Here is a 14,778-nt window from a genome sequence, read left to right as displayed (position 1 = left end):
TTTATTGTAATAAAGTAATATAAATCGCTGTTATAATTGCAGTTGTAATAACTCCGCATATATTTGCTCCAAGCGCATAATCTAAAATGAAGGAGGCTTGATTTACCTTTTGTACTTCCTTTTGTGCCACCTTTGCTGTAGAAGGAACACAAGATACGCCTGCAATACCAACAACAGGATTAAAGTTTTTACCTCGAATGACATAGATTACATATCCACCTATTATTCCTCCAATTCCTGATAATGCCAATGCGAGCATCCCAAGAACTAAAAGTTTTAATACAACTGGATTTAATAACGTACTGGCATCACATAATACTCCAAGCATAAGTCCAAGAAAAAATGTTGCAAAATACAAGAAACCATCTTCAATGAGTCTGATATACTTACTGATTCCCGATTCTCTAATTGCTATTCCAATAAAAAAGCTTAGAAATAACGGAGCTGCAACAGGAAATAATAAACAAAGAATTGCATTAGCAATTACCGCAAAAATTAACTTTTCACTCGATGTAATGTTATGCTTTGGCTTTTTATCAATGATTACGATTCCTCTTAATTCCTTTGGAATAAATAGTTTAATCAGATAAGGATAACCGCCATATGTTAGGCTTAGATATAAATATGCCACAATAGAAATTGGGACAAAGTATTCTGGTGCAAGCTTTAATGAGGCAAACAATACCATTGGTCCATCCGCACCGCCGATGATAGATACCGCTGCTGCTGCTCCATCGGAAAGTCCCATTAATTTAGCAATTGGATACGTTACTATCGTCCCAAGCTCTGCAAACAAAGCAATTGTCATGCTGATAAATGGATGCGCCAAAACATACCCTATGTCACATAATATACCAATTCCCATAAAAACCAGACATGCAATCAAACCATTGCTAAAGGTTAGCGTATAGATTGGCTGTAAAAAATTAATTTGCATATATTTCATCAAATCATCTGTGCTCGTTAGTAATGGATTAATAATCAAATTGCCAATTTGATTATCTTCCATGAATAAAACTCCCGTGTTTATCGCAGACATTCCAAATCCCATTGGAATCATAATAAGAGGTTCTAATGTACCTTTTCTGCCTAAATAGACTAACAAAAAACCCAGAAAAATCAAAACAAAACGAAATATTACAATTTCTGGTTCTTGCACAAACATTGTACTAATACCTTGAAACAAGTCTAAAACTTTCATACAAATCCCCTAACTTTTTATAAGCGTTTGTAGTATAATAAACCTAGATGTTGCCATGTTGCCTTAATCTAGTGCTACTTATTGATTCTTTCCTTCTTGATTTTTTGTAAAGACACGAATGCATGATAACAATACTCTTATTAAAAATGCAATTCCATAAGACACAACAATACCAATTCCCATTACTTCAAATGGTACACTTAAACTAGCTAACATACAAATCCTCCTTTATTATATCGTGTTGTAGTATTCTTCTTAACTTCATACTAACAATTTACTCCACGATTATCAAATACATAATATGTATGCTTATCATTTACAGAAGTTATGCTTTAAAAATAACAAGAATGGAGTTTTTTATTATGGACTTACATTACTTAGAAATATTTAATACGGTTGCCAAATATGAAAGCTATAAGAAGGCGTCTGAAATATTACACATCAGTCAGCCTGCTCTTTCTGTGCAAATCAAAAGGTTAGAAGCTCAGATTGGTCTTAAGCTTTTTGATAAGATAGGAAATAAAATTTATTTAAGTGAGAATGGGATGTTACTAAGAGAGTATACAAACAAGATATTTAATATCGTGGAGGAATTAGAAGAAGCTATCTTGGATGCTCAAACCTATATAGGTGGAACCCTTAACATCGGTGGAAGTAATACGCCTGGTTCTTATATTCTTCCCGAATTGATTGGTGAATTCCAGAAACTATATCCGAGCACAAAATTTAATCTTCACATTGGTAATACTTCTGAAATCTCACAACTAATTAATAATGGAACTTTAGATATTGCTATCAATGGTGGAAATTGCAGCTATCACGAACAAATCTTTGTCGAGAAGTTATATTCTGACTATTTAGTTATCGTTGCATCACCACAAAACCCGTATTGTGAAATGAATCAGCTTACCAGCAAAGAATTAAAAGATTTAAGATTTGTTGTTCACAATACTGATTCGCAACTATATACTTATTATAATAGCCTTGTAGAGAATTTAAATATACCTGAAAATATTAATATGTATCTAGGAAATGTCGATGCTATCAAAAAAGCAGTAAGCGTTAACCTTGGTGTATCACTACTTCCTTACGTAGCAGTTAAGCATGAATTGCAATTTGGTGTTCTTAAAAAACTTGATTTTACTGTTTCTAATATCGATTATCCTTACAGCCTAATTTATAATAAGAACAAGGCTCTTTCCGCTACGGTTAAAAGTTTCATTGAGTTTGTACGAAAAAATATATCTAACTACACTTGTGAAAGCGAGCATGTAATAAGGGAGGAAACTTAACGTTTTCTCCCTTATTGTTGGCTCTTACTGAAAACTATAATCGTAATGATCGTCTAATAATTTTTGATTATCGTCTAATTGAGAGGAACCATCTTTGTGATATTTCTTTAGTAACTTCATTGCAACAAATAATAGAATTTGAGCAACAATTGCTATTGTTAATAAGATAAACGAATTATCAATAAATGTGCTTCTCCCAAGCCCCGAACTAATTGCCTCTCTAAATCCGTAAATCGAATGTGTCATTGGCAAATATGGATGAATAAAGCGGAAGAATTTGCCTGTAAGTGGCATTGGAAATGTTCCGCCAGAACCTGCAAGTTGTAAAATTAATAATACCATTGCGATAAATCTTCCTGGGTTATCAAATGCCATTGCAAGGAACATAATAAGGAACATATAAGCATACGCAGATACCAATGATACAATAAAATACTCTACCATATGATTCGCTTTCAGTCCAAGAGCAAGCATAATGCTTCCTTCGACGAATGCCATTGCAGTGGCTGCAACAAGTCCAACTGATATTTTACTCATCCACCATTCAAAGGCTGATTTGTTCTTTACTGCAATCTTTCTTATTGGGTAAATAAAGTTAAATACCAAGCATCCTACATACAAAGCCAATGATAATACATAAGGTGCAAGTGCATGACCATAGTTAGGCACTTCACTGTATTTTTCTTGTGAAATATCATTTGGTTGTGCTATCATTTCGGCTGTTTTATCAGAGGTATGCACATCGTTTACTTTTTCTGACCCTTCACTTAGAGCCGAAGATAATTCTCCACTTCCGTCTTTTAATGTATTTAACCCATTTAGTAAAGTACTGCTTCCATCTGCTAATTTTTCTGAACCGTCGTTTAACTGTTTGGATGCATCTTCAAGCTTTAACTGACCACTCATTAATGCTGCATTATTTCCTACTAATTCAGAACTTCCAGCTTTCATTGTTGCGGTACCGCTTACTAATCGCTCTACCCCATCTTTTAAAGTCGGTACATTCTCATTTAACGTACCAAGCCCTTTGCTTAATTGTGAAGCTCCATTATTTAATTGACCCGAATTATCATTTAATTTTTGAACTCCCTCATTTACTTTTTCTACTCCAGCAATATAGGAATTCATACCTTCACTTAATTTTGCTGAACCAGTACTTAAACCACTTTGCAGACTATTTATTCCACCTTCAAGTTGCGACATACCTGGTATCAATTGTCCATCTAATGCAGTCTTGACACTTGTAAGTCCCTCCGAAAGTTGTGTAATAGCTTGCTTTGCACCTGGTAGGGCAGTTGCTGAACCTGTTGCAAGCTGTTGAATTGTAGCTGATAACGTATTTGCAGAGTTTCCTGCCTCTGTTAATGTGCTAGAAAGAGTAGACATTGCGGTATTTAAAGCTCCCACATATCCTTTAATTGTACCAGTCGCTTGCAAAATCTCTGTGTTATTTGAAGCAGATATACTATCAAGAGCATCTAGTATCTCTTGCTGTTCATCAGCTGAAATACTATCCCACTGTGATGTTGCTTTTACTGCATCCTGTATCTGTGTACTAGCTGATACCTTCGCTTCAATTGCTTCTGCTTGTTGTTCAATTTGCGAAATTGCTCCAGCAACCTGCGATAAATCGGCTGCGGAGGAGCCTCCAGCATTTAAAGCGTCGTTTAGGTCTTGTAACCCTTGATTAATGCTAGTTAATCCCTGATTTAGAGCATCTAACTGTGCCTTACTTCCATCTATCTGCGTTCCAAGCTGGTCAGACATTTGTGTCAAACCTGCCAAGATTTGTTCTGCGCCACTTTTTAACTGCTCTGTTCCATCGCTTAGGCTTGTGACAAGAGTATTTACTCCAGTTTTTAATGTCGCTCCATTACTTGCTAATGTATCTGTTCCATCTGCTATTTTAGAAACGCCATTTGTATAATCCTTGATTCCTTGTGATAGTTTGGTAGAACCAGAATCAAGCTGATCAACACCATCTGCTAATTCAGGTACTTTTTCACCTAAAGTATCCACACCTGTTTTTAGTTCACCTAGGCCATTATCTAATTTAACCGCTCCTGCCAAGTACTTATCAAGTGCCAAACTGAATGTGTTTTCCCCATCGCTAAATGTGATTGTACTTTCTGCCAATGTCTTTAAACCATCATTTAAAGTCTTACCACCATCTGCTAATTCATTCGCACCATCATCTAGTTGTGATGCACCATCTGCCGCTTTTGCAAAACCATCACCTATCTCAGACAATTGTTCAAAAATAGCTTTTGCATAAACCTCAGTCACCTTCTTAGAAACTTCGCTTTTTAATTGCTTCATTGCAGTTTCTCCAATTACTTCACCAAGATAATTGAGTGCTCCATTTGTTTCATATTCAATATTCATTTTCTGTGGATTATCATCCATAACGGTAGCCGCATTTTCAGAAAAATTTTCTGGAATTGTTACAATCATGTAGTAGTCCTGATTTTCTAATCCTTTTTGTGCTTCGCTCGACGAGACAAACTGCCAGTTTAAATTCTTATCTTCTTTGAGTTGGTCAACAAGTTCTTGACCTACACTTAGTGTTTTGCCATTGTATTTTACTTCTTTATCTTCATTTACTACTGCTACTGGTAATTCCCCAGTCTTTCCATATGGATCCCAAACAGATTTTAGGAAGAAAGAAGCATACAAAATGGGGATAAAAGAAATAACAATAAAAGAAATTAATAATATCTTGTTCTTAAAAATTGCTTGCCATTCTTTTTTAATCATTTCCATGAATCGAATTCATCACCTTTCTAATTAACAAATCTCTTTTTTCGGCTGAATGATTCCAGTTGTATAGAGAAACCTTTTCGTCTCCTACAGCTTCCTTAATCAGCTGATGAACCGTTTTTTTCTTTAGCGAATCTCTCCATAATTGATCGGCTTGTGCAAATGCATTCTTGAGTATTGCAGTACCATGGTCTGTAATGAAAGGAAATTCTTTGAATACCTCACTGATAAGTTCTGTATCGGAAAACGTTTCTATTGGTCCTTCTAAGGCTTCTACTACTTGGAGTAAATTAATGTTTTCGGCACTGGTTGCCAATGTGAATCCACCGTTATTGCCTGAAACAGAATTAACTAATTTGGATACGACTAGTTTACGTATTATTTTTCGTAAATATGTTGGGGAGCATTTTAATCGTTTGTTAATCTCCAAAGAAGTCAGTGGAATATTTGGGTCTTGTGTCGCCAATAAAACAATAATACATGCCGCCTGTTCAAATCCCTTTGTAAGCTTCAACGTTTTTCACCTCCTACCTATCAATATAAATACGGTTTTGTAGATATCTTGTATCCATTATAGATATCTGATATCCATGATTGAATTATACTACTTTCATTTTTCGTTGCAAGTAAATTTTTTTGCTATTTGCGAACTAATATTCATCACATTGCACAATTATATTATTCATTTCTAATCAAACCTAAATTCAATCTGTTTGTATTGCTTATCTTCATATGCTCTCATATAGGAAAAAATAGTATTAACATCTGAAACGATGTGATTTTCTTTACAGAATTTATAAAATATATTCATTAATTGATTATTATTTTGACTTACGATTTCATAAGAATTGCCGTAGACGTCCATATAGCGTTTTTTTAATCCAGGAAAATACTTATCTAGCATCTGATAAAAATACTCTCGATTTCCTTCTCTTAACGTTACCCCCATATTAAAACAGATAATTCCATATACCTTTGCTTCTTTGCAATATTCCAAAATCCCTAATAAGTTTTCTTTTGTGTCATTAATAAATGGCAAAATAGGAGATAACCATACAACGGTTTGTATTCCACAATCTCGCAAAACGTTTAAAGCTTTGAATCGTTCTTTTGTTGTAGATACTCTTGGCTCAAGCACTTTACAAAGCTCCTCATCAAAGGTAGTTAGCGTCATCTCAACGATACATTTTGACTTCTCATTAATGCTTTTAAGCACATCAATATCTCTTAGGATATTTGCCGATTTGGTATGTATGGCAACACCAAACTCGTATGCATTTATAATTTCAAGGCATCTTCTCGTATGTTGTAGCCTATTCTCCAATGGTATATATGGATCTGTCATAGCACCTGTAGCAATCATGCATTTGTTACGTTTTCTTTTTAACGCTTCTTCCAATAATATAGTTGCATTGCTTTTCACTTCAATGTCTTCAAAGTCATGCTTCATCTGATAACAAAGACTTCTGGAGTCACAATAAATACAGCCATGAGTGCATCCTCTATATATATTCATTCCATTGCTTGTTGACAAAATTCCTTTTGCTAACACTTCATGCATGTTTCTACCCCTTATTTCATTTCATTAATAGATGCAAATCTCGCAGTCCATTGTCTCCTCTTTGTAATAAAATTCATTTAAATCCTCTGAGTCAAATATCTGTAGTAACTCCATAAAATCCTCTGCAAGATGAAGCTGTGATAAGTCCTTCCTATTTACCCATTGCATTTCACCTTCTTCTGAGGACGTTAGCACACCTGAAAATTGATTTGCTTTAAATAAAACAATCACAAAACGTTCTTCTTCTTTGGTTTGAAACTGTTTGATTCCGCAAATTCTAGGATGATATATGGTAAGACCAGTTTCCTCATAAACTTCTCTTATTACTGCCTTTACAAAGGATTCTTTTTTCTCCACATGGCCACCTGGGAATGTGAGCCCTTGCCAATCCCCTTTCACACGATCTTGCAACAATATCTGATCATCTTCATAAACCATACAAAGTACCGTTAAAATTACTTTTTCACTTCTAGACATACCTGTTCTCCTTAATATAACCTCTTTGGTTACAGACCTTTGCTACTCACATCATTTATGCTTTCTTAGTATCACACATCGCTAGCAAAAGATTAGTAAGTTCCTTCATATTCTCAACAATATAATCAGCCCCAGCATGTTCTAGTTCTTCTTGGTCACCAAATCCATATAATACACCTATGCATGGTAAATCGTTTTCCTTTGCACCTATGACATCTTGTGAACGGTCTCCTATCATAATTGCTTGCTCTTTTGGTATGTTAGCTGTATTCATCGCATATCGAATGACATCTCCTTTTCGATGCATTTTTAAATCAAAACTAGCGCCTGCAATGAATTCAAAATAAGCATCTGCTTTAAAATGTTCTAAAAGCTTTCTTGCACTTTCTTCTGGTTTTGATGTTGCTAACACAAGTTTTCCACCTGCTTTTGTTACTTGTTGTAACAAATCAATGATACCTTCATAAAGTTCACTTTCATATAAGCCGTAAGGAGCATAATATTCTCTGTATATTGTCACTGCTTCATCGGCTTGTTCTGCTGAAAATCCAAAGAACTTCTGAAATGATTCATTAAGTGGCGGACCAATAAAATCGGTTAATGTATTAAGGTCTTCTACTTCAATTCCATAATGTTTTAAAGCATAGGCAACACCCTTTGTAATACCAATTCCAGTATTTGCTACCGTACCATCAAAATCTAATAAAAAGTATTTGTAGTTCTTTCCTTCGTAATTCATGTAAACTTACCTCTTTTTCCTTCTGTCTTTCTCCTACAGTATAGCATAAGTGTTGTCCTATTCCAATCTATCAAACTACCTATTATGAACACATCTTTGTCCTTTTAATTAGATATAATCATCTACATCAAATTCCTTGTCTTTAAAGTAATATTTACGGTCATCTTCTGTGATTTCTCGAATGACTTTGCAAGGATTTCCTGCTGCTATCATGTTATCTGGTATATTCTTTGTCACCACACTACCTGAGCCAATTACAACATTGTTTCCTATCGTAATACCTGGATTGATTACAACATTTCCTCCTACCCAAACATTATCTCCAATGGTTACAGGAATCCCATATTCATAGCCAGAATTTCTGGAGTCTGGATGGATTGGATGGCCTGCTGTATAGATGGAAACATTCGGTGCAAACATTACATTATTACCAATTGTAACCTTTCCTACATCTAAAATAATACAGTTATAATTCGAAAAAAACCAGTCTCCTACCTCAATGTTGTATCCATAATCACAATAAAAGGGTGCTTCTAGATAAACATTTGGACCTGCCTTTCCTAATATACTTCGAATTAACTTATCTCGTTTTTCATTGTCACTTGGATGCATGAATTATACTCTAATAGTTTTATTTTATTGCTTGTTCTTTCCTCACTTAGTCCATCTAACCATGCTTTATATGGTAATCCAGCTAACATTCTTTCTTTTTGATTCATTGTAATCTCCATTCCGCCGCCAAGCGGCGGCACAAATAGTAATGAAAGTATTCACAAACCTTTACTTCCGTGAAATAATAACTTCAAGAAGCTACACTACAAAGCACGGGAGGAGGAGTTGTAAATTCTTTCTCGTTTTAGACAGCATTGTAATCAGTGTAAGTTCTGCCTGTTCAAGCACAAATAAGTGGCTCTATAAGACCGTACACTAAGAATTGTTTTAACGCCTAGGTTAAATTGTGTGGCAGAACAGTCAATGGCTTCTTTACTTAATTTCGAAAGGAGCATGACTATGAAAGTTATCTACCAAACCTGTTGTGGTGTCGATGTACATAAATCTTTTCTCGTTGCCACAATCATTAAAACAACTTCTGGTGTTGAACCTACCTATCAGAAGAAACGTTTTTCTACTTTTAACAATTCTATTCTTGAATTCAAACAGTGGCTGATTGAAAATGAATGCCGCGACATTTGTATGGAATCTACCGGCAAGTACTGGGTTCCTGTCTTTAATCTTCTTGAAGAAGATATCAATGTCACGATTGCCAACCCCAAATGGGTAAAAGCGGTAAAAGGTAATAAGGATGATACGAAAGACTCCAAATGGATTGGAAATCTGTTTCGGCTTGGACTTGTTCCCGGCAGTTACATTCCTTGTAAACCGATACGTATTCTAAGAGAATACACACGCTATCGTTACAAAATGGTTTGTTGCCGTTCCGGTGAAAAGAATCGGTATCAGAATGCGCTCACTGTATGCAATGTCGCATTAGACTCTGTTGTATCTGATATCTTTGGGAAGTCATCCACATCCATTATAGATTACCTACTTGAACAGTCTGGCAATTCAATCAACCACGAAGAAATCGCATCTAAACTCCTTAAAAAGCTCAAGGAGAAAGAACCTGCTGTTATTGAATCCATTGAAGGATATCAGATGACTGATACCCAAAAATATCGTATGCGCCTCGTCCGCGCACATATGGATTATATCACAGCTGAAATCCAAGATATAGATTCTCAGATAGAATTTTTGATTTCTTCCCATGCTGATTTTGAAAATGCTATCCAGTTTCTCTGTACCATTCCGGGTGTTAAACGTGATAGTGCAATTACTATCATCTCCGAAATAGGTATTGATATGTCTCAGTTTTCAAGTAACAAGCGTCTTTGCAGTTGGGCTGGATTAACTCCAGGTAATAACGAATCTGCTGGTAAGAAGAAATCTGTTAGGATTACACGTGCTGGAGTATACCTCAAACCTGCATTGGTGCAATGTGCCCATGCAGCCGTAAAATCCGACAAATCCCCTTACTATAAAAAGAAATATGAATCTCTTTTAAAACGCCGTGGCAAAAAAAGAGCCATTATTGCAATTGCTCGAATGATCCTCACCGCCATTTATCAAATGCTGTCTAATGGTGAAGTATGGAATCCAAGCGATATTTATAAAATTGATATGCCGGTTACCTTAGTTGAAAAACAAAAGGAAAAGGCCATCAAGCAAGCCAAGAAACTTTTATTACGTGAAGGGGTTATTACTGAATCACAATTACTTTCTTGAGCTTTTTAAAAATAAATAGTCCCTATTTTTAAGCTAACACCTGATAGCTTGTTTAAGTGCGCCATTTTCTGGCTGCCCTCTACTTTCTTTCACACTATTCTCCTCACTCTTTCATCACTTTAAATAAAACCTTTTTTCTTGGCATATTCCATTAGCTTTGGTTGAATCAATGGATAGGTCCAATTATTAGGTAATGTATCCATAATATATATTTTTTCAATTTCGCTATGCAATTCCTTTTCAAATCCCTCTATGGAAGCAAAATATAACATTCCAAAGGATTCCTCTTTCAATCTATCATCTTCAAAAGAGCTTGTGACAGAATAAATGCCGATTGGAGTTATCTCATATTGAATGGCTCCTGTCTCTTCATATAATTCCCGCTTAGCAGTCGTAAGAATATCTTCTCCTTCTTCTCTTCGCCCACCTGGTACTTCCAATGTTTTTCTATCTTTGTGTTTGCAAAATACCCAACCGTCTCGTGTTTTTGCTATAATAACAGCAAATTTTAATTTACTATCCTCTACATAATCATAAAATTTTACTTGAGTCATAATTACCTCTTTTTTCATATCGTTTTGCCTACAAGTAATACATGCTATATTTCTTATGATAATCTTCTTCGCCTACATTGTCAAACGTAACCTACTATTAGAACTCCACACAAAAATAGCACTAGACTGTGGGAATCCTCATGCTAGTGCTAAATCTATTATTTATTTCTTAACCACGACTCTTTTTGAGATATCTTCTTTTTCCTTTTCATCTGGCTCTGCTGCAATTCCACCAAATGGCATCTGTGCTACCAGTTTCCAACTTGAAGGTAAATCAAACAATTTTGTTACTGCTTCGTCAATCACTGGATTGTAATGTTGCAAGGAAGCTCCGATTTCTACCTCTCTTAGTGCGGTCCAAACATTTGACTGTAGCATTCCATTGGATTGATTTGCCCAAACAGGGAAGTTTGATGCATAAAGTGCATATTGTTCTTGCAATCCTGTTACTACTGCTTCATCGGTAAAATATAAAACCGTTCCATATCCCTTCTTAAAGCTATCAAATTTCTCACGCTCCACTTCACCACCAAATGCATCATAAGCAGCATCCCATAACTGCTCTTGCTTTTCTCCTAAAGCAATCACAACTCTTGCACTCTTCATATTGAAAGCATCTGGTGTAGCTTCGGTTACTTTTTGAATTAGTTCTATCACTTCGCTTTCGGATACAGGTAACTGACGGTTAATATTGTAATACGTTCTTCTCTTTTCTAAATTGTTAATGAATGTCATAATTTCTTCCTCCTTATTTTTGCATTTTACTTTTCATTTCAATTACTAAAATATGAGATTTCTCACAGGCTTTTATTTGAATATCCTCTTCTATTGCTTCTAGCCCATCTTTTGGATTCATAGCTTCCTGATTTATGATTGACTTTCCTTCTATTTGAACCAGATAAGCTTGTCGCCTAGCATCAACTTGAAACGAAATCTCTTTATCTTTCTCTAGCTCAACTACATAAATATTCGCATCCTGGTGTATCTGAATGGGCGCATCGCCTTTTGATCCCTTTACTATCTGGAGCCATTTGTTCTTTCTATCTTCCCAAGCAAACTTATAGTCTCCATAATTAGGTGTATAACCTGTCTTGTCAGGCATAATCCAAATCTGTAAAAATCTTAGTGTCTGATTCCCTTGATTATACTCACTATGGTATACACCTGTGCCTGCACTCATATACTGCACTTCACCGCGTTTTAATGTGTTTTTATTCTTCATGGAATCTTGGTGGGTTAATTCCCCCTCTACCACATAAGATATAATCTCCATATTCTGATGTGGATGGGTTCCAAATCCTTCTCCTACTTCCACTAAGTCATCATTGATTACTCGAAGTACACCAAAACTTAAATTCTTAGGGTTATAATACTCTGCAAAGGAAAAATGAAATATGCTATTTAACCATCCTTTGTTACTTTTCCCCATTCTTTTATGATCGATTCTTTTAATCATGTATTTCACATCCTTTTATTCTATCGACTTTTTGTCCAATGAATCCTTCAACTGAAAAAGTGCTTGAATCAATCCCTCTTTGTCCTCTGCTGCAATATCACTTAATATTTCTTTTAAAAATATTTCGTGTTCTTGATAGATTTTTGCTATGAATTCTTGCCCGATATCAGTCAATCGAACAAACCATATACGAGCATCTTCTTTACATTTGTATCGCTTTACATATCCTTTCTCTTGTAGTTTATCTACGATATAGGTCATGGAACCGCTTGTTACAAGAACCTTCTTACGAAGCTGTTGTACTGGTAATTCGCCTTTGTGTAATAACGCCTCCAGCACGCCAAATTCACTCACTGTTAGTCCAAAACCTCTAATATTCTTTTCAATTAAAGTAAATAAAGCATTATGACTTCTTGATAAAGCAATTACTAATTTTCCTGAATCATCTCCCATCGTAATGCCTCCTTTTGTATTTATCTTGATATCAAGATAATATCACTTAGTTATTCTTTTGTCAATATAATTTTATAAAATTTAATTTTACTTAATACAAAAAGCTTTTGTAACACGAACATCATTCCTGTTACAAAAGCTTTTTACCTAACCAATGTATTCACAAGCCGCAAGTGCTGCAATTGCCCCATCTGACGCTGCAGTAGCAAGCTGACGAATTGCCTTTGTTCTTGTATCACCAGCAACAAATACACCTAACTCGTTTGTCTTACAATCTTCTTCTCCCACAATATATCCTTTTTCATCTAGATTTACAACATCGGCAAAGTCTTTATTTTCAGGCATTTGTCCGATTGCAATAAATAGACCACTGATTTCAATTTCTCTCGTTTCCTTCGTATCTTTGTTTTCTACTATAATGGATTCTAGCTTATCGGTTCCATTTAATTTGGTGATTACAGAGCTTAAAACAAATTCTACATTATCTTTTCTTTTTAATGTCTCTAGTAATTTTTCTTCTCCTCGAAATGAGTCCCTTCTATGAATCACATAGACTTTACTGCAATACGACGTTAAAAAGATAGCATCTTCCAAGGCTGTGTTGCCTCCACCGTTAACCGCAACCACTTTTCCACGGTAAAAACCTCCATCACAAGTTGCGCAATAGGATATGCCTCTTCCGATTAATTCCTGTTCTTTTTCTAGTCCAAGAGGACGGTTCTTTGCACCTGTTGCAAGTATAACTGCCTTTGCAACATACTCATTACTATCAGTCTTTACCAACTTATTCTCTTCTTGTGTCTCAATAGAGAGTGCTTTTTCATACTTTACATCTGCACCAAGGTCTCTTGCTTGCTCATAAAGATTCGTTGCAAATTCATAGCCTGAAATATGCTTAATGCCAGGATAATTTTCAATTTCAGGGGTATTGATAATCTGTCCTCCATATACAGCGGCCTCCAAAACAAGAACCTTTTTACCTGCTCGCACTCCATAAATCGCCGCTGATAACCCTGCTGTACCAGCTCCAATAATAATAATATCGTACATTGACTCACCTCTATAATCTTTCCATTATTTAAATAGTTCTATAATTTCTGCTTTTGATTTTACGCCAACTGATGTAGCACTTACTTTTCCATCTTTAAAGACCAATAATGTTGGGATAGACATAATATTATATTTTTGTCCTAGTTCGCTTTGTTCATCTACGTTTACTTTTCCCACTTTTACATCCTCTAATTCTTCTGCCAGTTCTTCTATAACAGGTGAGAGCATTTTACATGGTCCACACCAAGATGCCCAAAAATCAATTAGTACTGGTTTATCTGCCTTTAATACCTCTTCTTCAAAATTTGCCTTTGTTATTTCTAATGCTTTCATGTTCTTTACCTCCATTATATGTATTAATTTTTTATCTATACGTTTACAGTAACGCTGCAATTTTTTCTTCTATTTTCTCTGGTTCCACCGTTGGTGCAAACCGCTCAATTACATTACCATTTTTGTCTACAAGAAACTTTGTAAAATTCCATTTGATTTGTTTTCCTAATATAGATTTGCTATTTTCTTTTAAATATTGAAACAGTGGATCTGCATTTTTTCCATTTACATCAATTTTAGAAAACAGGGGAAATGTAGTATTGTATTTTAAAGTACAAAATTCATGGATTTCTTCATTGCTTCCAGGTGCTTGCTTTCCAAATTGATTGCAAGGAAAATCAAGGACTTCAAATCCTTTATCTTTGTATTTGTCATAAAGCTTTTGTAATCCTTCATACTGAGGAGTGAAACCACATCCTGTCGCCGTATTTACAATTAAAAGTACCTTTCCTTTATAAGCCTCCATTGAAACAAGTTCTTCCTTGGCATTTTTTACTTTTAGATCATAAAATCCCATTATTAATTCTCCTTCTCGTTTTATTGGTTTTTCTTTATTTAATTGTATGCAATTTAATTATAGTATATTTATATACTATTTTCCTCTAATTGTCAATACTTT

At 35.1% G+C, this 14,778-nt stretch carries 16 protein-coding genes and 1 pseudogene; 2 read left to right on the top strand and 15 right to left on the bottom strand.

The features are described from left to right. Nucleotide 1 precedes the first annotated feature (1 nt). Both F7O84_RS18705 and F7O84_RS19080 read right to left on the bottom strand, forming a co-directional pair. Nucleotides 2-1,201, bottom strand: a complete 1,200-nt coding sequence (locus F7O84_RS18705; protein WP_151148601.1) for a sodium ion-translocating decarboxylase subunit beta — start codon at nucleotides 1,199-1,201, stop codon at nucleotides 2-4. Nucleotides 1,202-1,279: 78 nt separating this feature from the next. Then, nucleotides 1,280-1,417 (bottom strand): hypothetical protein, encoded by a 138-nt coding sequence (locus F7O84_RS19080; protein ID WP_192451833.1) that lies wholly within the window; start codon nucleotides 1,415-1,417, stop codon nucleotides 1,280-1,282. A gap of 146 nt (nucleotides 1,418-1,563) precedes the next feature. Between F7O84_RS19080 and F7O84_RS18700 the strand changes: the two genes are divergently transcribed. Then, entirely contained in the window at nucleotides 1,564-2,493 is a 930-nt protein-coding gene (locus F7O84_RS18700; protein WP_192451832.1) for a LysR family transcriptional regulator, read from the top strand. Nucleotides 2,494-2,517: 24 nt separating this feature from the next. On the opposite strand, the gene F7O84_RS18695 is transcribed toward F7O84_RS18700, so the two are convergent. The 6 genes and pseudogenes from F7O84_RS18695 to F7O84_RS18670 all read right to left on the bottom strand — a co-directional run bounded on the left by F7O84_RS18695 (nucleotide 2,518) and on the right by F7O84_RS18670 (nucleotide 8,749). Continuing rightward, entirely contained in the window at nucleotides 2,518-5,256 is a 2,739-nt protein-coding gene (locus F7O84_RS18695; RefSeq protein ID WP_151148599.1) for a YhgE/Pip domain-containing protein, read from the bottom strand. Next, a complete protein-coding gene (locus tag F7O84_RS18690; RefSeq protein ID WP_151148598.1) occupies nucleotides 5,243-5,767 on the bottom strand; it encodes an Rrf2 family transcriptional regulator in 525 nt (174 codons plus the stop codon). Before F7O84_RS18690 ends, F7O84_RS18695 begins: the two co-directional genes overlap by 14 nt. 174 nt (nucleotides 5,768-5,941) lie before the next feature. Then, nucleotides 5,942-6,814 (bottom strand): SPL family radical SAM protein, encoded by an 873-nt coding sequence (locus F7O84_RS18685; RefSeq protein ID WP_151148597.1) that lies wholly within the window; start codon nucleotides 6,812-6,814, stop codon nucleotides 5,942-5,944. Nucleotides 6,815-6,838: 24 nt separating this feature from the next. After that, on the bottom strand, nucleotides 6,839-7,291 hold the full coding sequence (locus tag F7O84_RS18680) for an 8-oxo-dGTP diphosphatase (protein ID WP_151148596.1): 453 nt from the start codon (nucleotides 7,289-7,291) through the stop codon (nucleotides 6,839-6,841). A gap of 55 nt (nucleotides 7,292-7,346) precedes the next feature. Further along, nucleotides 7,347-8,030: an HAD-IA family hydrolase gene (locus F7O84_RS18675; protein WP_151148595.1), complete on the bottom strand. Its 684-nt coding sequence runs from the start codon at nucleotides 8,028-8,030 to the stop codon at nucleotides 7,347-7,349. A gap of 108 nt (nucleotides 8,031-8,138) precedes the next feature. Beyond that, nucleotides 8,139-8,749 (bottom strand): annotated as a pseudogene (locus F7O84_RS18670) (sugar O-acetyltransferase). A gap of 292 nt (nucleotides 8,750-9,041) precedes the next feature. On the opposite strand from F7O84_RS18670, the gene F7O84_RS18665 reads away from it, so the two are divergent. Next, the gene (locus F7O84_RS18665; protein ID WP_151145200.1) at nucleotides 9,042-10,313 is read left to right on the top strand and encodes an IS110 family RNA-guided transposase; all 1,272 of its coding nucleotides are present in this window, start codon (nucleotides 9,042-9,044) and stop codon (nucleotides 10,311-10,313) included. A 119-nt stretch (nucleotides 10,314-10,432) separates the two neighbouring features. Here F7O84_RS18665 and F7O84_RS18660 read toward each other — a convergent pair whose 3' ends face one another. The 7 genes from F7O84_RS18660 to F7O84_RS18630 form a co-directional block, all read right to left on the bottom strand. Next, nucleotides 10,433-10,867 carry an NUDIX hydrolase gene (locus F7O84_RS18660; RefSeq protein ID WP_151148594.1) on the bottom strand — a complete coding sequence of 145 codons (435 nt, stop codon included), beginning with the start codon at nucleotides 10,865-10,867 and terminating at the stop codon, nucleotides 10,433-10,435. 162 nt (nucleotides 10,868-11,029) lie between these two features. Then, complete coding sequence (locus tag F7O84_RS18655; protein ID WP_151148593.1) at nucleotides 11,030-11,602, bottom strand: nitroreductase family protein; 573 nt, start codon at nucleotides 11,600-11,602, stop codon at nucleotides 11,030-11,032. A gap of 13 nt (nucleotides 11,603-11,615) precedes the next feature. Next, nucleotides 11,616-12,323 (bottom strand): pirin family protein, encoded by a 708-nt coding sequence (locus F7O84_RS18650; RefSeq protein WP_151148592.1) that lies wholly within the window; start codon nucleotides 12,321-12,323, stop codon nucleotides 11,616-11,618. A 15-nt stretch (nucleotides 12,324-12,338) separates the two neighbouring features. Beyond that, a complete protein-coding gene (locus F7O84_RS18645) occupies nucleotides 12,339-12,776 on the bottom strand; it encodes a MarR family winged helix-turn-helix transcriptional regulator (protein ID WP_151148591.1) in 438 nt (145 codons plus the stop codon). A gap of 147 nt (nucleotides 12,777-12,923) precedes the next feature. Next, complete coding sequence (gene trxB / locus F7O84_RS18640) at nucleotides 12,924-13,826, bottom strand: thioredoxin-disulfide reductase (RefSeq protein WP_151148590.1); 903 nt, start codon at nucleotides 13,824-13,826, stop codon at nucleotides 12,924-12,926. 24 nt (nucleotides 13,827-13,850) lie between these two features. Continuing rightward, nucleotides 13,851-14,159, bottom strand: a complete 309-nt coding sequence (trxA, locus tag F7O84_RS18635; protein ID WP_151148589.1) for a thioredoxin — start codon at nucleotides 14,157-14,159, stop codon at nucleotides 13,851-13,853. A 43-nt stretch (nucleotides 14,160-14,202) separates the two neighbouring features. Then, nucleotides 14,203-14,676, bottom strand: coding sequence for a glutathione peroxidase (locus F7O84_RS18630; protein ID WP_151148588.1), 474 nt, complete (start codon nucleotides 14,674-14,676; stop codon nucleotides 14,203-14,205). Between the last annotated feature and the right edge of the window lie 102 nt (nucleotides 14,677-14,778).

The organism is Candidatus Galacturonatibacter soehngenii (genome assembly GCF_008830185.1).
Taxonomy (GTDB): Bacteria; Bacillota; Clostridia; order Lachnospirales; family Lachnospiraceae; genus Lachnotalea; species Lachnotalea soehngenii.
The sequence above is the reverse complement of the archived record's forward strand: the minus strand, read 5'-3'. Positions and strand labels throughout refer to the sequence as shown.